Origin of the sequence: Serratia aquatilis (genome assembly GCF_044865145.1) — a bacterium.
Classification (GTDB): domain Bacteria; phylum Pseudomonadota; class Gammaproteobacteria; order Enterobacterales; family Enterobacteriaceae; genus Chania; species Chania aquatilis.
Genome location: NZ_CP173186.1, coordinates 2,112,528 through 2,131,117 on the forward strand (window position 1 = coordinate 2,112,528; position 18,590 = coordinate 2,131,117).

The window sequence follows — 18,590 nt, forward strand, 5'->3', positions numbered from 1 at the left end:
ATAATAAGAACTAAAACATTAAAAAGTAAATTATAAACCTTAATGTTGGAATTTAAATCTTAATAATTGTTTTTTGATAGTTAATGATTCTATTTATTATTCGGATGGATAGAATATCTCTCGTCAAAGCAGGGCTAATCGGTAAACGCACCTAACGCATTTTCAGGGATTGGCTGGCTGACAAACGATCAGCTTGGTCGGGTTTTCTGTTGGCAAGGAACCTATCCTGCCATCGATGGAAACGTAGAGAAAACGTTAAAACAACACCGCAAGGCGAATGGAGTGCTCTATCCCCTGAGCTAACTCGCCTATGCTTGAATTTAAAGGTAATTAAATATTATGAAAATGAATAAAACTGCGATTCTAGTTGCTGGCCTTGTTCTGTCTACCACTGCATTGGCCGATAACATCATTAAATTCCAGGGTGAAGTAGCCGAACAAACTTGCGACGTCAGTGTTAACGGTAGCACGTCAAGCCCACTGGTTCTGTTGCCAACTGTACCGACAACAGCATTAGACACAGCGGGTAGTACAGCTGGTCAAACGTCGTTCACTATCAGTGTGTCAGGTTGTACTCCGGGTGCCAGCGAGACAGCGATTAAGACCGTGTTTGTTGGTAATAACCTAACGGGCACTAACCGTATGGGCAATACTGGTACGGCAAGCAATGTGTCTTTGCAACTGGTTGACCCTGCCTCTGCCGCTGTGCCTCTGGATCTTACCGGCCAAATTGGCGCACCTGGTCTGAAACTGGCTGCTGCAGCCACCACTGCGAGCCATGATTTTGCTGTTCAATACTACGCTGAATCTGCAGTTACTGCTGGTTCTGTTCTGGGCAGCGTACAGTACGCTATTTCTTACCAGTAATAGCTAGGGCTGTTCTCTTCAAAGCTGGCCAATCGATAGTTAATGATTGGCCAGCTTTTTCATGGTTAAGGGTGTCAGATTTCGCCTGTGGCAAAGAAACGATGGTGTAGCAGAAAACTGGCCGAAATTGATTAATCTTTTTAAGTAACTGAGAACGATGAGTTCAAGCATTTGCCTATACTTATTTTAAGATTAGCCATTAACGTGAAACTAAATAAATGGCCTTCGTGGTTGCCTGATAGCTCTCGTCACCCCATTTTATTGGCGAGTATTTCGTGGTAAGTGACATCAGGTTAAGTGCAGTGGGCGTTGAGCACGACAGTTATACATCACTCCCTCCCCATACGCAGGAGGGGACGTAATAGTGACATTAAGCGAGGATGTTTCGTGTGAAAACCAAATGTTCCGGTATGTTGATTAGCACTTTATCCGCGTTACTTCTATTGGTGGCTACACCAGTCATGGCCAGTGTCGTGATGCTCAATACCCGTGTCATTTACCCGGCGGGTGCACAATCTCAGACGATACAACTGACTAACAACGACAGCATTCCCTATGTAGTTCAGATGTGGTCGGACATCAATAATCCATCCTCAACACCTGACACAGCTGATGGGCCTTTTGTTGCCGTGCCAGCATTATTCCGTATCGAGCCTAAAACAGGCCAGTCAGTGCGCCTGGTCTTTACGGGAAAAGATCTGCCGCAGGATCGTGAATCCGTTTTTTACCTTAACAGCGTGCAAATTCCACCAAAAAATGTCGCCGGAGCGCAACAGAATCAGATGATGGTGGTGCTACGTAATCGAGTGAAAATCTTCTATCGCCCAAAAGGGATTACCGGCGAACCTGAAAAAATAGCTGAGCAACTTCGTTTCTCACTCAAGCAACAGAGTGGGCAATGGGTACTGACTGTTAATAACGACTCGGTTTTTCACGCCTCTTTTATCAAGGCTGCTGCGATGGTGGGTGACAAGCAAGTTCCCTTCAAGGCAGATATGGTAGCGCCTAAATCCCAGGCAAGTTGGAAATTGGACAAAGGGGCCTCATCCCCCGCCGGAGCGCGAAAAGTAACCTTTACGTTGGTCAATGACTACGGCGGGCACAGTCGCGCGGAAGCTACATTGAATTGATTCAGGATCCGTTTTCTCAGGCACCCTGAACGCCGTTGTAAGAGATTGTAGTAATGCAAGTAAAAATGACACCAAACGGCTTCTATCCTGACCTTTGCCAAAGGATGGCCTCAGTTTTAATTTCTCTGCCCGGTGCCCGGGTTAAGCCGTTGGCGCTGTTACTGTGGTTGAGCATTCCTCAGGTCTTTGCGGCAGAGAATGGGAACGCTTATGAATTTGATGACAGTATGCTGGTAGGCAGTGCTAAAGAACAAAAAACCATTGCACGTTTTAACCAGGCTAACGCCATCGAAGCCGGTACCTATCAGGTTGATATATTTATCAATAGCACCTTCCTGGCTCGACAAACGCTGAAGTTTGCTGCTGGGGAGCGGGGGAGTGTTTCGGCCTGTTTTACCCGGGATATGTTGCTCAAGGCAGGTATTCTGCCCGACAGCATCAAGGAAAAAACCAGTGATGAGGCACAATGCCTTAACCTGGAACAGCAGGTCGAAGGAGCATCCAGCCGTTTTGACTTCAGCCGCCTACGTCTTGATTTGTATGTGCCGCAGGCATTAATGCAGCGTATGGCGCGGGGAGCGGTATCTGTTGGTGATTTATCCGTAGGGGAGACGGTGGCATTTGCCAACTATGATACTAACTACTATCGAACCAAGGCTTCTGGCAGCACCACCGAGTCGACTTATCTGGGTCTGAATTCGGGCCTGAATCTCGGCTTGTGGCAGTTTCGTCAACAGTCTACTTTTACCCGATTTTCCAGCGATAACAGCCCCAGTAATACCCAGTGGAACTCCATACGTAATTACGTTCAACGCCCTTTGCCGTCTATTGGCAGCCAGATGACGCTAGGGGACAGCTTTACTGCAGGCACTCTGTTCAGTAGCCTGGGTTTTCGTGGCATTCAGTTGGAAACTGACGACCGTATGCTACCTGAATCGCAGCGCGGATATGCACCGACTATTCGTGGTGTAGCGGCCACGACCGCTAAAGTCAGCGTCAGCCAGTCCGGCGTGCAGATTTATCAAACTACGGTGGCCCCCGGCGCTTTCGTGATTGATGATTTATTCCCGACCAGCTATCAGGGGGATTTGGTCGTGGAGGTGCAGGAGGCAGATGGCCGCGTTTCTTCATTTACTGTGCCATTCTCTGCGGTGTCTGATTCGATGCGGCCGGGGCAATCACGTGTCAGTTTCTCTGCCGGGCAGGTGCGTAATATTGGTAACAGCGATGCTCTATTTACCGATCTCACCTATCAAGCAGGGCTGAGCAACGCTATTACGGCGAATACCGGCGTGCGTGTTTCTGACGGATACCAGGCGTTGCTTGGCGGCGCCGTCTTCGCCAGTGAGTTAGGTGCGCTAGGCGTCAATGCTACCTATTCACGCGCTGACATGTGGGATACCACCGTTGATGGTTGGCGCGTCGGGGCGACTTACAGCCGTACTTTCGCACCAACGTCCACGACGCTCGCTCTGGCCGGTTACCGTTATTCTACTGATGGCTATCGCGATTTGAGTGATGTGCTTGGCCTGCGGGAAGCGCATGGCACCAACGAAGTCTGGTTATCCAACACCTATCAGCAGAGTAACCAATTTGTTGCCACGATCAGCCAGGGGCTGGGTGGCTACGGTCAACTCTACTTTTCGGGTTCAACCAGTACTTATCGCGGTGGCCGCGGGCGTGATACCCAATACCAGATGGCCTATTCGAACAGTTTCAAAAGCTTCAGCTACAACCTATCGGTTGGTCGTCAACAAACTGGGCGTATCCCAACCGGCGTGGTATCTGACGGAAACACCAATAACGGCACAACACAGAACGTCATATCGTTCTCGGTTTCTGTCCCTTGGGGGAATGGTCCGCGAGCGCCGTTTATTTCTGCGGGCGCGACTCATGAGACAAGTGGCAATGGACAAACCAATTACCAGACCGGAGTTGCCGGAACGCTGGGAGAAGATCAAACCCTGAGCTATGCCGTCAACGGTGCCTTCAACTCGGGCGGGGAAGGTGGCAGTTTTGGTACCGGTTTGGTTAAACAACTGCCTGTTGTAACCGTGGGCGGCAGTTTCTCGCAAGGCCGCAATTATACCCAGGGTGGTGCCACTGCGCGTGGGGCAGCGGTAATTCACAGCGGTGGCGTGACGTTCGGTCCATATCTTGGCGATACCTTCGCTCTGGTTGAGGCTGAAGGGGTCAAAGGTGCTCAAGTGATGAATGGCATGGGGGCCAAGATCAACAGTTTTGGTTATGCGATCGTTCCTTCATTGGTGCCATACCGTTATAACGAGATCGGTCTAGATGCTAAAGGGATCGAGAATCAGAGCGCAGAGCTTACTGAAAACCAGCAACGCATCGCGCCGTATGCCGGTTCAGCGGTCAAAGTGAGTTTCAAAACCTTGGAAGGCTACGCGTTATTGATCAAATTACTGAGCTCACCGGAAGGCGGCTTGCCACTGGGGAGCAACGTTTATGACAGTAATGACACCGTCGTGGGGCTAGTGGGGCAAGGTAACCAGATTTATGCACGCGCGGCGGGTAAACAAGGAAAATTACGCGTGAAATGGGGTGATAGTGCCGGAGAACAGTGTACGCTGAACTACGATTTAAGGGGTAAGGATATGAATCAGTCACTCTACCGCCTGGAGCTTTCATGCAACAGCAACTGATGCTCAAGCCAAAATCGGAGCTTAAGATGAGCAAAAAACTTACCACAGTGTTGCTGACACTGGCCGGGATAGCTCTGGCCACCCCAAGTTGGGCAGAGTGTTACAAGATCACAGCGGTCAACAATACCCCCAGTTCTGCCTATTACACCGAGGCAGGTAAAGGAACAGTCGCCTTTTGGGAGGGATCTACTGACGTTTCTGGTTCAACGGGGACCTTGCCAAAAGTAATCAATATCAACAACACTACGTTTCAACCCAATGGAACACTCATTGCCAGCGGTACGGTAAGTTTCATAAATGCTGGTGCTCAACCGTATAACGCCGATCAAATTCTGTTTCGCTGTACGGCGAGTGAGGCGGGTAAACTTTTTGAATTTTATGCCACTAATGGTGACTCGATTTACGCAGGCTATAGCGAGGTTGGTGCTTCATATGGCCTGCCAGAGTCTTACCAGACTTATGCCAATGGCATGGCTTTGCGTGCTACCAACCTTGTAACCGGGGAATATTACTCCCGCTATTGGAAATCCCGGCCATTGACCAATCTGGATACCGACTCGCAAGGTTGGATACTGGTCAAGGCCAAAAACTTCAGTGATACCAAGATTGAGCTATTCCGTCTAACCAGCGCGGTTGGTTCCTGGACCGGGACTGGTATGTTGTCTTGGACACAACCTGCTACTTATATTGCATTCAGGGGCGGCTCTCTCTCTTCGGGGCTGAGCAATGGGGCTGATTCCAGCTCAATATACTATGGTTGGTACGCCTATTGGCCCGGTGCTGTGAACCTACATAACCACATCTACATCCGTCGTTCAGCCACCTGTTCGGTGACCAATGTGACGCCCACCGTTGTTTTCCCCATTATTACGGTGGCGGAACTGAAGTCTGGCGTCACTCGTCAGGCGCCGATCACCATTCAGTTTGGCTGCCAAATGGGGGCACCAGCCAATACTGGTGTGACGGCGATTGCCAGTGGCACTGGGGCTAACCAGACTGCAATGGGTATTTTGGTGAACCCAGCCAATGCTGCAGCAGCCGTCTCGGCAGGGTTTGGCACCGCCGGTTCGGGGGTGAGTTATCTGCTGTCTGATGGTTACGGTACAAACCCGGCGATAGCTACCGGCGTTGGTATCCAGATTTCGCGTACCAATGGCACAGTGTTGAACCTGCTCAGTACGTTAAGTGGTACGGTACTTGGCGGTACCGCTGCTGGCTGGTATCCGGTGTTGGACGATGCCGTTGTGGGCACTACTGTCAGCGGTGTGACCACCTACACCAAAAATCTCAACGCGACGCTGAAAGCCTTACCTGGCAAAACGATCACTGCGGGTAAAGTCACTGCAACAGCTCAGGTCATTATTCAGGTGCAATAATGCGAAAGTTAATCGGTTTAGGTATTGCAGGTGGGTTATTACTCAGTAGTTGGGCGCAGGCCGGGGTAATGATTGAATCATCGCGCGTAGTGTTCTCGGCGGCTGACCGTGAACGTTCGTTGCTGATGTCGAACGCCAATGAGTATCCTGTGATTGTTCAGACCTGGGTAGACGACGGTGCGCCGAATGGCACGCCGGAAACTGCGGGAGAGGTTCCCGTCCTGCCATTACCGGGGATCTTCCGGCTTGAGCCTGGTGAAAGGAAAAATCTACGTTTGCTGGCGACTCAGATAAAGCAGCCGCAAGATCGTGAATCACTGTATTGGTTGAATGTTTATGAGATCCCGCCAACGGATGCAAAATTACCGCCGGGCGTTTCTGCCATCAAAGTGGCAATACGCCTACAGTTGAAGCTGTTCTATCGGCCTCAGAGCTTGAAGCCGGCTGTTGATAAACTGACCGCACTGCAACAGTTCAGCCTGATCCGGCAACCTGGCACGTTAAAACTGAAAGTTGAAAATACGTCTCCCTATTTTGCTACTTTCGGTGCTGCCAAGATTTCTGGCGGCGGTAAATCGCAAGAGGTGCCGATCGGTATGCTGGCTCCCTTCAGTAATAAAACCCTGGATGTCGGTGGTGATGCTACTTGGCGCCCCGACAGCGTTAGCTACATCCTGATCAACGATGATGGTAATGGCGTTGTGGGCAAAAAAACGCTGAAACATTAGTTTGTTTCCAACAATGGGGCACCGTGCCCCCCTCAGTTGACCACGTTTCCCCTGCCTCCCGCACAGTCTGTGACTCTTCCTGTTTGGTTAACTTTATAATTTCAAATTGAATTCTGCGCATATTCATCAAAAAGCGGCAGCACGGATAAAAGGGTTGCTGCAATTTGATTGAATGGTATTTATTGGGTAGGTATATTGTTAACATATTAACAAATAATGATTCATATCTGCACCTGCTATTGTAAGGAGCTGTACTATGCCGTCTGCTTTTGCCGAACGTCCACCGCGCTGGCTGATCCCGTTACTCGGGTCGCTGGTGGCTTTTGGGCCGCTTTCGATTGATATGTATTTGCCCGCGCTACCCGCGATGGGGTTGGAACTGCAAGCCACGCAAGGCCAGATGCAGCATACGCTAGGGGCATTTTTCGCCGGTTTTTGTATTGGTATGCTGTTGTATGGGCCGCTTAGCGATTGGCTGGGAAGGAAAAAATTGCTGCTAAGTGGCATGTTGCTATTCGTGATTGCCAGCGTACTCTGCACGCAAGTCACTAACGTTGAGCAACTGGTGGTGCTGCGGGCTTTACAGGCATTTGGTAGCGGAGCTGCGGTGGTGATGGCGCGTGCGATTGCCAGGGATGTGTACCGGACAGAAGATTTACCCCGCGTTTTGTCGTTAATGACGTTGGTCACAATGGCCGCACCGCTTTTGGCTCCCTTGTTAGGGGGCGCTTTGCTGGTGGTATTCGACTGGCAAGCCATCTTCATGCTGCTGGCGGTTGTTGGCTGTATCAGCGGATTAATCGTGCTATGGATATTGCCAGAGACATTAAAAAAACAGTCTGAGAATTCTGGTAACATACTGAAAGCATTCCGCAATTACGGCGTGTTAGTGAAGGACAAAGAGGCGATGGGTATTATCGCCACGCTGGCATTTTCCTTTGCGGGGATGTTTGCCTTTATCAGTGGTTCACCCTTTGTTTACATCAGCTATTTTCAGGTTCCTGCGCAGTATTACGGGCTACTGTTTGGTTGCAATATCATCGGTATGATCGCCGTGCTGTTACTCAACGTTCGGATGCTAAAAGTTTACAGCTTACCTCGCTTATTAATGATCCAAAGCAGTGCTCAGGTACTGTTCGGCCTGTTGCTGCTGTTTTTTCATCAACAAAGTTTGAGCGTTCTGGTTATTCTGGTGGTGCTATTTATGTCGCTGGTGAATGCTATTGGGACCAATAGCCTGTCGCTGTTGTTGCAGCAAAGAGGCCAACATGCGGGGAGTGCTAGCGCCTTGGCGATCTCGCTGCAGTTTGGTGCCGGTGCGCTGGCTAGCCTGGCGGTTTCATGGCTACAGGATGATACTCCATTTGCCATGACGCTGGTTATGGCGGTCTGTGCTGCGCTGGGGTGGATAGGGCAACGTATGTCTGTCAGCCGTTTACGCTCGAAAGTGCATCAGATCTAAACCCCAGATTAGCTGAATCCCCCTGCTGACCGATGGAGCAGGGGGATCGGCAGGCCTCAATCGGCGCTGGCAACAATACCGCGTAACAGCTTTTTCAAAATCGCCACTTCATCTTCGCTAAAGGCGGCTAACATCTGCTCCTGCTGCTTGGCGGCGATATCTCTTAGTACATCGGCCTGGCGTTCTCCTGCGGTAGTCAAGTGGTAGCCGCCGTCAGTACATGAAACAAAACCTTTACGGCACAGCGTTTCTTGCGCCTCTTCAATCTCTCGGCTCGACATCGCCACTTCTGCCATCAGGCCCGGCATATCGAGGCGAGCATTGCTGTCCAATACCAACAGCATTCTGGCCTCACTGATACGCAACCCGGTGGAGAGCTGCTTGGGCTGATAACTGGCCTGGTAACTGCGCAGCGCCTGAGTAAGCAAATAGTAGACATTTTGATTAAGGCGCTCTTGCCGTGCGCTGCCCGCTGAGCTATCCGTAACGCGTTCAGACAATTGCGGATAAGGCAGCACCATGGAGTAAGCCCCTTGGTGATAAACCAGAGGTGCACGGCCGAGATCGTCAAATGCCACCACTTTGCCAATCAGGATCCAGTGATCGCCGCCGTCAATCTGCTGGTATTTCTCACATTGAAAACGAGCGGCACAGTCAGCAAACATGGGGGCGCCACCCACACCAATGTCGATTTCAATCCCGGCAAACTTATTCTCGCTAGGGCGAGCAAATCGATTGGATAACTCTACCTGATCGGCGGCCAGAATATTGATGGCAAAGTGGTCAGCCTGCTCAAATACAGGGTAGCTGCCGGAACGTTTATCTATGCTCCACAGCACCAGTGGAGGATCCAGCGACACAGAGTTAAAGCTGTTGGCCGTTACGCCAACGCGGGTTCCCTGCTGTGTCGCGGCTGTGACAACAGTTACACCGGTAGCAAAATTACCGAGCGCACGACGAAATGCGCGGGGATCCAATGCAGCGTCTGAGTGATGTGTCATTCAATAAGTTCTCCGGCGTATTACACCATGGTCGGATCGGGGTCTAATCCCATTAACTCGCGCCCCAGGATCTGGGCACAAACATCGTAATCGGTATAGGCGTGCGCCCCTGTCATATGGGAATCGCGGAACAGACGCTGAATTTCATTATTTTCCATCCAACTGGTTGCCCCTGCGGCACTGAACAGGCGATCTACCGCCGCGATACACATTTTTACCGCGTAAGCCTGATTGGTTCGCCAGTAAGTTAACGTCTCGCGGGAAGGATATTGATGGCGTCTGCCATGTTCGGCCTGCTCTTGCCAGGATTTCTCCAGAAAGGCTCTTGCTGCTGCAACCTGGTGGGTCGACTCAGCCAGACGCATCAACGCAGGCGTTGCCGTGCCAACATTGACTCCGGTATAGGCACGCACCCGATTCTTGGTTTTCTCTTTAAAGGCAACCAGCATGCGCTCTGCCACGCCCAGGCTGATGGCGGCAAAACCGCAGGCGAAGTAGGGGCGATAAGGCGTGTAGTAAATATTGCTGTCCGGGTAAAGATCGTAGCCGGAAGAGCGCCCTTGCATCATGTCTTGAGCGGCTTCAATACGGTGATTGGGAATAAAGGCGTTGTTTACAATCAGCGTTTTGGAACCACTGCCGCGCATTCCCACGGCATACCAATCATCACGTATTTCATAATCGCTTCGCGGGAGTACGCCAAAGCTGTAAATCAGTTCGCCACTGGCATTTTTCCGGCGGAAGCCAACAATTGCCCACTCTGCATGATCGCAACCGCTGCTCCAACCCATTTCGCCACTCAGATAGACGCCGCCCTCGGCCTCTTCGATCCGGCCAAAGGGGGCAATACTGCTGCTGGCGGTAGCATCAGGGTTTTCACCCCAAATCTCTTGCTGCAACTTGGCGGAAAACATCGCCAATTGATGGCTGTGGGTACATAGCAGACTAAAAGCCCAGGCTGTCCCGCCACAGGCACCAGCCAGAGCGGCAACACAATCAGTGAACTCAGGCAGCGATATTTCCAGACCACCGAACTTTTTGGGTTGGAAGGCACGGTGCATGCCTATCTGTTTCAAGAGACGGATATTTTCCTCTGGTACTTTTCGCTCACTTTCTGCCTCGGCAGCATTTGCAGCAATCAGAGGTAGAATAGGCAGCAACTTTTCCAACAGCGGGTTCACGGTTTTCATCATCAGATTCCCTCAATAAGGGTGAATAGGCGGCTTTTAATCCTTTGACCAACCGCCTGTCACAGCGGACAGGGAGATGAGCAGGTGTTAAGCCTTGTATCGTGGTTATCTGGTGAGTATGTGGGAAAAATATTTTAATGGAATGTAACATTCAGGTAAAAAATTGTACTTTTCATGTTAAATATTGAAAGCGTGATCTAAGGATTTTAACTTGGTGACAGGATGAAGACATTTCCAGACTCAGCGCCATAAGGCGCGTAGACAGGTAAGGGCTGAGTTTGACGAACCCGGCGCTCTTCCTACAATTGGGATCGGTTTTTTAACAATTAATGCATGCCTTGCACTTCTTCCATCACCCAATCTATGAAAGCCTTTATCTCTGGTCGCCACCTGGCATCGGGATTTGTCACCACATAGTAGGCAAACCGTGCAGGCCAGGGCTTATCGCTCATTTTGGCTGGACGCATATTGCGCGGGTCATCAGCTTCGATTTCAGCAGATACCAACATCTGAGTGCCTGGCACGAGCGAGTGGCCGCCAGACCGGCGGTGCAAAGGGGCATAGTACTGCCTGCCGTTGCGACCGGCGCTTAACCGGTCTACAGTCAATCATTCAGCAGCGTGGATATCAGGTGCGTTGAAAGTGGATTTCGTATTTTCGAAACGGCGGCATTAGCTGAAAACTCAGCCGCCTGAGGCGTCAGCCAGACAACTCTTGGCCGCAACTTAGCGGACCAAAGTCGCGGCCAAGTTAGGATCTGGCGAATTGCTCCAGCACTTTTCCTTCCATGCGGTAACGCACCCATTCATCTTGCGGCGCGGCACCAATGCTGAGATAGAAATCAATGGCCGGTTGATTCCAATCCAGCACGCTCCACTCCAAACGCCCACAACGGCGCTCGCAGGCGAGTTGGGCTATGTGACGCAACAAAGCTTTGCCAGCCCCTGCGCCACGGAACTTGGGTGCAATATATAAATCTTCCAGGTAAATCCCATTTTTGCCCAGCCAGGTCGAATAACTCATAAAGAAAACTGCATAGCCTGCCGGTTCACCGTTCACACTACAGATCAATGCTTCTGCACAAGCGTTCTCACCAAACAGACTTTCTTCTATCTCGAGCTGATTGGTGAGGACCTCATCGCGGGCCTTTTCATATACTGCCAGTTCAATAATCATATCCAGAATTAATCTGCTATCAGACCTTTCTGCTGGGCGAATGCTAATCGTCATTATGTTTCCTAAAGAGAGTGAGTGAACCTGGTTGCCAGCATAATACTTGGCTAATATTGTATAAACTGCATTTTTATCAATAGATAATGAATATTATGCATCTGGATTTATGACATATCGATCTTAATCTGTTACTGGTGTCTGAGGCAGTTTACCGCCTGCGTTCGGTTAGCCGCGCTACCTTGGCATTGAGTACGTCTGCGCTCAGTCATGCGTTGATTCGGCTGCGTAAAAGCCTCGCCGATGAACTAACAAAAAGTGACTGGCGCATTATTGAAACGCTCATGCCCTGTTTTTTGCAGACGACGGTTAATTTGCTCACAGAAACTGGTTATTCCTCGGGAATAGGGACACAGCCTCAGCTTAACTGAACGGACAAACAACCTCTGGTACTGTTTTACCTGTTTGACTTGGTGTAGATAAAAGAATAGCTTTGACGCAACTTCAATACTCGGTGATACGCTCATGGTTCAAGATGCATACAATCGCAGAATAGGGTCCGGCCACTTGTCGGCACATTCTGCTATGCGCATTTTCAGCGTATCGCCACCGCCTCCCATTAGCCCGTTCTAGCAACCGTTCCGCTACTTACGTTCGGCTTCGACCTTTCTTGCCTTTGGCGAGCCCGGTACGTCTGAACGTTGTTCAACGAAAACGATTTAGACAGGTTAAATATGACGCTTACCAAAAATGTCTGGGCCTCTTATGGCTCGACCGCTCTGTTCGTCCTGCTGTGGGGCAGCGGCGCGATATTCTCACGCTGGGGCCTTGACCACAGCTCAGCCTTCGCCATTCTTACCTTACGATTTTTGCTCGCCTTGTTCGCGCTGGTTGGCATTGCGCTTCTCCATGGCACTCTATTGCCGCAGCCTGGGACTCGCTGGCAGGTTGCCTTGGCAGGTGTGCTGCTTATCGGTGGATATTCGATCTGTTACTTCCTGGCTTTGGAGTATGGGATCACGCCCGGAGTGCTTGCAACGCTGCTCGGCGCACAACCTATCCTGACGTTGGTGTTCATAGAACGCCGCTTCTCGCCGACTCGTCTTGCCGGTTTATTACTGGCATTGGGTGGTTTGACGTTGGTCGTGTTCCAAGGCCTAACCTTTGCCAATGTTTCAATGCTGGGGCTCACTTTTGCCTTGCTTGCCTTGGTGAGCATGACAACCGGAGCCGTACTGCAAAAGCGTGTGCAACAGCCGCCACTGAATGCCCTGCCACTCCAGTATCTTATCAGCCTGATGCTCTGCCTGCTTTTTGTACCTTTCAAGCCTTTCGAAATAGAGTGGGGCGTTGGGTTTATTTTTCCCCTGTTGTGGTTGGGATTGGTGATCTCGGTCGGGGCGCAGCTGCTGCTATATCGGCTGATCCGTGCTGGAAACTTGGTTAATGTGACCAGTCTGTTTTATCTGGTGCCTGTCGTGACGGCCATCATGGACTACCTGTTTCTGGGGAATGTGTTGCCGATGCTCAGCCTGTTAGGGATGGTGGCTATTCTATCGGGGCTGCTGCTGGTTTTCCGCTTCGGACTAACACGGCAGATGTGAATCGCAGTATTGAACGAAAATCACATTTTTAATAAAGCTTATTCAAATACAAACAGTCAGAACCGCCAATAACGGCGGTTCTTTTGTACTAGGCTAAGCAGCTTCCCAATATGGATCGGGTTACCAATGTAGCGTATTCGTCGTTCCTTTGAATTACCGCCGTATTGACGATTTTTAACTATGCTTCAGAACGATCCGTCTTCGGGCATAAAAAGACTCGGTAGACATCAGAAGTTCATATCCCGCAGGCATTAGCTTCCGGGATTTGAGTTCCTTCATAGTTACACCACGAATATCCCCTGTATCAATCAATTTTTTAATTTCTCCGGAACTCAGTGAAAGCTGTTTTTTCAGAGTGGATAACAAGCTGACCTGAAAAGAACAAGTGCTCTGGATGCTGACTCTTATGCTTTGGCTCATGATGATATTTACTAGCCATCGTTCTTGAATGCTAAAGTCAGACTTACCAGACAATTCAGCACCGTTACGTTTCAGGAGCTGATGATCATGAGAAAAATACTGTACTGTGACTTCATCATTCGCGATAAGCCGGTCGTAGAGCTCGTGGTTAATTTTGCTGACGGGCAGGCGTGAGAACAAATTGATATTCCAAGTATATTCGCAAAAAGTACACTTATAGATGCTCCAGACATCGAGAACTTTTTTCTGTGAATTGATTCTGAATGCCCCTGAAGGTGTAAAGTTTCGCTTTACATTGCACGCAGGGCAGCGTTTTGCAATGAGCTGGTACCCTACGGGGCTGACGGTCCATGTTACTTTCATACAATGCCTTTTTTAACCCATACAAAATCGGATCCGCATTAAGCGGGCCATAATTTTTTATATGTGAAAAATATTTAATCTATATTTTTCAGTGGGTTAAAAAAAGATTTCCAACACTGTAATCCTGTCGACTGGCTTGTGAGGATTCAGATAGTACCAGAGGACTGAACCGTGTCAATGAAGCTGAGGACCGCTTGGAAAACGGAATTTTTGCTGATGAAATCCTGCAATATCTGGCTGGTAGAAATAAGATGTCTATACCCTTCATACTTCAAATTGCTTGGTTGTTGGCTGCGTTACTCGGCCCATGTTGGGCCTCGCCCCTGCGGGGCCAGCGCAAGCGCTGTTCAAAAACGCATTGCGTTTTTGTCATGCCACTCGAATTATTTTGGGTATAATCGTTTTGCTACGGACAGCGTCTGAGTTTTTTCGCCAGGCTGTGAAGAATGAATTCATGTTCTTGCTGAAACTGCATTGTCCCCGAAGAATGATTGCAACTGAAGCAACTCCATTTCACACCGTACTAAATCGACGTTGGTGTTACTATTTGGCCCATCCGTGGGCCGTTGAAACTACGTTCCTGCAGATTGAAGTTTATTGATTAGACCGTGAACCCCAGATAGAGATAAATTGCCAGTACAATGCTGGCTGTGGCAATGGCATAGGGCATTTGTGTTCGGATGTGTTCAATATGATCGCAATCTGTCGCCATAGAAGCCACAATGGCATCACCTGAGATAGGTGACGTCATATCCCCAAAAATAGACCCCGCAATGGCGGCGCCAATCATATATTCAACAGGCATTCCAACGGAGACGCCAAGCTGGACACCAATCGGGATCATAATGGCAAAGGTGCCCCATGATGTTCCGGTCGCTAACGACATGATCGCGCTGATTATAAATATAAAACCAATGGAGAACCCTGGAGGGATGATCCCTGAAGTGATTGCGGCGATATATTGCCCGGTGTTAAGGTCAGCCGAAACATCACCCATCAAAAATGCCAATACCATGATCGAACTGATTTTTATCATGCTGGCATAGCCGATATATAATTCTTTAAAGAACGACTCTATATTCAGGAGCCTTCGGCCACAGAACCATACGAACGAAACTGCGGTGCCAAGCATAACTGCACTGTACACCGACATAGAGCCACTGCCTTTGGTAAAGTCGCCGTCTCCTGTTACGTAAAGTGCAATGGGTACCGCCAGCACGGTTGAAAGGATTGGAATAAGGAAGTTCAGCAATGAATTACTGGCAGGATGGTCAATGACCTCATCTTCTAGTTGCTCAGCATGATGTTCACTTTCTCTGATGAAGTTGGTTTCAGCTTTCTTCATTGGCCCCCATGATGCGCCAGAGAAAATATAAAATAACACCGAGGCTAATGAAAACCACGCCATCAGATTCCACACCATAGAACTGGCCAGAATTCCAAATGGCTGACCGTCGAGATAGCCTTTAGCTATCTGAACACCGATAACCCCCATCATTGCAGCCCCCCAACCGTTAATCATTGCTGATGAACAGACAGAGACACACGACGTCTGAATGATGTAAGACATTTTTTCAGGTGATAGGCCATATCTTTTAGCTAAATCTTTAGTTGATGCTCCGGCAATGAGTTGGTTAATTGAACTCTCAATAAAAATGATTGAAGTAATGACCATTGCCAAGAGCTGGACTGCTTTTTTATTCGTTACAAACTGAGTTTTTTCGGTTAATAATCGAACTAAACTTCTTACGCCCCCGGTAACCACAATTAGACGCATGATCCCGCCAATCATCACCATAAAAATGATGGTGCGGGTATTCCCTGCAGAAGCAAATGTATTAATAATACCATTTAATGTGCCACTTATTCCGTGAAACACATTGTGGCCATTAATAACGGTAAACCCAACTACGATCCCCATGAGTAACGACAGTATTACCTGCCGGGTAAATATTGCCAAGCAAATGGTAACTAATGGAGTTATAATTGTCCACACACCATAATCATGCATGTTATTACCCTCTTAATTATTGTATAAAGGCAAGGGCCTGCTCTACGTCTGCTATTAAATCATTGATATCTTCGATGCCTATCGAGAGCCGAAGCGTGGTGTTGTAAATACCGATGTCCTCTCTTTCATCCTGAGACATAGTGCCATGGGACATCGATGCGGAATGGTTAACCATACTCTCAACGCCACCCAGTGATTCGGCTAAAACAAAATAATTCAATTTGGCAATAAAGGTTTTTACCTCAGCGGTGTCGCCTTTCAGGCGGATACTTACGACTGCACCACCTGACCGCATCTGTTTTTTGCATAATTGATACTGAGGGTGCGATTCCAGCCCTGGATAATGAACATCAAGCACCTTTGGATGTTGTGCTAAATAACGGGCAATTTCTAAAGCATTACTGCATTGACGCTCCATACGTACATCTAGGGTTTTCATACCGCGCAAGGCCAAATAGGCATCAAACGGAGAAGCAATAGCCCCGACAGTGGTTTTACAAAAGTCTAGCCGTTCAGCAATCTCTTTGACATTAGTAATAACTGCGCCACCAATTAAATCGGAATGTCCCCCAATATATTTACTGGTCGACAACATGACAATATCGGCGCCAAGTGTCAGTGGCCGTTGATTCCAGGCGCTGGCAAAGGTGTTATCCACGCAGGTAATAATGCCTCGGCCTTTCGCCACTTGGCAAACAGCCTCAATATCAACCAACTCTAAAAGCGGGTTAGTTGGGGTTTCAATCCAGATTAGGCGGGTATTTTCCTCAATATGGCTACTGATGGCCTCTAGATTGTTCAGATCAACATAACTGCATGTGATACCGGATGTTTGTTTACGCAGTCTCTCGAACAATCGATAAGTACCGCCATAAACCCCTTTCATTACCAAGATATGGGAATCTTTTGGCAACAATTCCAATATAAGAGCAGTTGCCGCCATGCCTGAAGCTGTTGCTGTCGCATAAATCCCGCCTTCTAAATCAGCTAAAGCAGTTTCATACGCATATCTTGTTGGGTTACTGCACCTGGAATAACAAAACTCGCCTTCCTCTCCTAGGTTAGGTTGAATAAAAGAACTGGCGGTGGTGATGGGGGGGGGATCGCATTATTACCACGGTCAACTTGATCTCCACCATGGATGACAATCGTTGCAATTGATTTCGATTTTTTCATTTTTATGTTCCTGAAATTTTATTATAAATAGCTACATTTATATCGGCTGTGGTTTGCGATTTTCTTATGAATCAATACTTACTTATTCATTATTATGCTGATAATTTCCTTATCCGTTTGTTTCATCGGGGATAAAACTAATTTACATAAATTATTGATGGAGTCTTCGATATTACAGGAGACGATCCCATCGCATTCGTCAGCAGCACTGTTTTGTTGAGCCATTAGTACTGATTTAAACGCACAGGCTGTTGCGGTGGAGACTTTCATAGCACAACTATTTGATGCACCGTCACAAATAATCCCACTGATATCACTGATCATATTACCGATAGCATAACACATAGCCTGATAATCCTTGGTCAGTAACCAACTCATACCTGCAGCAGCCCCCATAGCCGCCGTAGAGGCTGCACACAGTGCAGACAATCGGGTATAACGCACATGTATGGAAATGGCTACCAAATGGGCTAATGTTAACGCCCGGGCCAGTGTTTCATCACTAGTTTTCAGATGTCTGGCAAGGGTTACTACCGGCATCGTTACGGTAATACCCTGATTACCTGAGCCATAATTCGACATCGCCGGCAAAGGGGCTCCGCCCATGCGAGCGTCTGAAGCAGCGGTCGTATTAATTAACATCTGGCTCAGTACGTCTGTGCTGATAAAGCCATTTTTCCTTGCTTGCAATAATGAACCATTGACGTTTAAGCCATAGCTTTTCCTTTGACCCTCGTTGGAAAGTGCTGTATTAACCTCTGCACTTTTCAGTATAAAAGCGATGTCTTCTGCGGCAACATGATTAACGAAGTTGAAAGCCTCGCTGAGTGAAAAATGAGGTAATGAATCATTGTCACGCTCGGTAATTAAGTCTTTCGCTACAGTTTGTTGAATATTATTAATATAAATTTCCGTAACGTTTGTATGACTGCCTCGAATAATAACTCGGCACTGTTCGCTTTGGCTATATAAGGTAATGTCGATAAAGATAAAATCTGTCGTTTCTATCGCTGATATACATACGTTACCTGATTTATTAAGCGAATAAGCCTCGGAAATTTGTGAGCTAGTGATCCCTTTCAAAACTTCTAGTCCGGCATCAGCATTACCACCAATAGCACCTATTGCCCCGGCAAGATTCACTCCTGAATAATGAGTTCCAGGAATGGTAACACCGATAGCATTTTTATACAGGTTTTCAGATATCTTCCCCGTAATTTTTAGTACCGGTTCCTTAAGGTGCTTGGCGGCCACCGCAGCGGCAAAGGCTATAGATATTGGTTCCGTACAACCTAATGAAACCCTAACCTCTTTCTTTAACCAATTAAGCAATTGCTGATAGGTTATTTTTTGCATTTTCATTATTTAAATATTGGTTTATTTGCCTTCAATGTTATTATTTAAACGAGAGAAATACTTTTCATTT

Annotated in this window: 14 protein-coding genes and 2 pseudogenes; 8 read left to right on the forward strand and 8 right to left on the reverse strand. The window is 48.4% G+C overall.

The genetic code is table 11. From position 1 onward, the window contains the following. Positions 1-345 precede the first annotated feature (345 nt). The 6 genes from SAQUA_RS09385 (at position 346) to SAQUA_RS09410 (ending at position 8,229) form a co-directional block, all read left to right on the forward strand. The gene (locus SAQUA_RS09385) at positions 346-867 is read left to right on the forward strand and encodes a fimbrial protein (protein WP_380673623.1); all 522 of its coding nucleotides are present in this window, start codon (positions 346-348) and stop codon (positions 865-867) included. A 389-nt stretch (positions 868-1,256) separates the two neighbouring features. Next, positions 1,257-1,997 (forward strand): molecular chaperone, encoded by a 741-nt coding sequence (locus SAQUA_RS09390; RefSeq protein ID WP_380672885.1) that lies wholly within the window; start codon positions 1,257-1,259, stop codon positions 1,995-1,997. 53 nt (positions 1,998-2,050) lie between these two features. After that, the gene (locus SAQUA_RS09395) at positions 2,051-4,663 is read left to right on the forward strand and encodes a fimbria/pilus outer membrane usher protein (protein WP_380672887.1); all 2,613 of its coding nucleotides are present in this window, start codon (positions 2,051-2,053) and stop codon (positions 4,661-4,663) included. Between the two features lie 26 nt (positions 4,664-4,689). After that, complete coding sequence (locus SAQUA_RS09400; RefSeq protein ID WP_380672889.1) at positions 4,690-6,039, forward strand: fimbrial protein; 1,350 nt, start codon at positions 4,690-4,692, stop codon at positions 6,037-6,039. Then, entirely contained in the window at positions 6,039-6,767 is a 729-nt protein-coding gene (locus SAQUA_RS09405) for a molecular chaperone (protein ID WP_380672891.1), read from the forward strand. Before SAQUA_RS09400 ends, SAQUA_RS09405 begins: the two co-directional genes overlap by 1 nt. A 256-nt stretch (positions 6,768-7,023) precedes the next feature. Beyond that, on the forward strand, positions 7,024-8,229 hold the full coding sequence (locus SAQUA_RS09410; RefSeq protein WP_380672893.1) for a Bcr/CflA family multidrug efflux MFS transporter: 1,206 nt from the start codon (positions 7,024-7,026) through the stop codon (positions 8,227-8,229). Between the two features lie 56 nt (positions 8,230-8,285). On the opposite strand, the gene SAQUA_RS09415 is transcribed toward SAQUA_RS09410, so the two are convergent. The 4 genes from SAQUA_RS09415 to SAQUA_RS09430 all read right to left on the reverse strand — a co-directional run bounded on the left by SAQUA_RS09415 (position 8,286) and on the right by SAQUA_RS09430 (position 11,650). Beyond that, positions 8,286-9,230: a p-hydroxyphenylacetate 3-hydroxylase reductase component gene (locus tag SAQUA_RS09415; RefSeq protein WP_380672895.1), complete on the reverse strand. Its 945-nt coding sequence runs from the start codon at positions 9,228-9,230 to the stop codon at positions 8,286-8,288. 20 nt (positions 9,231-9,250) lie between these two features. Beyond that, complete coding sequence (locus SAQUA_RS09420) at positions 9,251-10,423, reverse strand: p-hydroxyphenylacetate 3-hydroxylase oxygenase component (RefSeq protein ID WP_380672897.1); 1,173 nt, start codon at positions 10,421-10,423, stop codon at positions 9,251-9,253. A gap of 323 nt (positions 10,424-10,746) precedes the next feature. After that, on the reverse strand, positions 10,747-10,929 hold the full coding sequence (locus tag SAQUA_RS09425; RefSeq protein ID WP_380672899.1) for a hypothetical protein: 183 nt from the start codon (positions 10,927-10,929) through the stop codon (positions 10,747-10,749). Between the two features lie 241 nt (positions 10,930-11,170). Next, a complete protein-coding gene (locus SAQUA_RS09430) occupies positions 11,171-11,650 on the reverse strand; it encodes a GNAT family N-acetyltransferase (RefSeq protein ID WP_380672901.1) in 480 nt (159 codons plus the stop codon). A 116-nt stretch (positions 11,651-11,766) separates the two neighbouring features. On the opposite strand from SAQUA_RS09430, the pseudogene SAQUA_RS09435 reads away from it, so the two are divergent. Beyond that, a pseudogene (locus tag SAQUA_RS09435) lies at positions 11,767-11,901 on the forward strand (LysR family transcriptional regulator); the annotation flags it as partial. 423 nt (positions 11,902-12,324) lie between these two features. Further along, on the forward strand, positions 12,325-13,194 hold the full coding sequence (locus SAQUA_RS09440) for a DMT family transporter (RefSeq protein WP_380672903.1): 870 nt from the start codon (positions 12,325-12,327) through the stop codon (positions 13,192-13,194). Between the two features lie 174 nt (positions 13,195-13,368). Here SAQUA_RS09440 and SAQUA_RS09445 read toward each other — a convergent pair whose 3' ends face one another. The 4 genes and pseudogenes from SAQUA_RS09445 to SAQUA_RS09460 all read right to left on the reverse strand — a co-directional run bounded on the left by SAQUA_RS09445 (position 13,369) and on the right by SAQUA_RS09460 (position 18,520). Beyond that, positions 13,369-13,977 (reverse strand): DUF1062 domain-containing protein, encoded by a 609-nt coding sequence (locus SAQUA_RS09445; protein ID WP_380672905.1) that lies wholly within the window; start codon positions 13,975-13,977, stop codon positions 13,369-13,371. A gap of 601 nt (positions 13,978-14,578) precedes the next feature. Continuing rightward, positions 14,579-15,988 (reverse strand): Na+/H+ antiporter NhaC family protein, encoded by a 1,410-nt coding sequence (locus SAQUA_RS09450; RefSeq protein WP_380672907.1) that lies wholly within the window; start codon positions 15,986-15,988, stop codon positions 14,579-14,581. Between the two features lie 16 nt (positions 15,989-16,004). Beyond that, positions 16,005-17,164: pseudogene (locus tag SAQUA_RS09455) on the reverse strand (trans-sulfuration enzyme family protein). 78 nt (positions 17,165-17,242) lie between these two features. Continuing rightward, positions 17,243-18,520: a serine dehydratase subunit alpha family protein gene (locus tag SAQUA_RS09460; protein WP_380673624.1), complete on the reverse strand. Its 1,278-nt coding sequence runs from the start codon at positions 18,518-18,520 to the stop codon at positions 17,243-17,245. Positions 18,521-18,590: the final 70 nt, after the last annotated feature.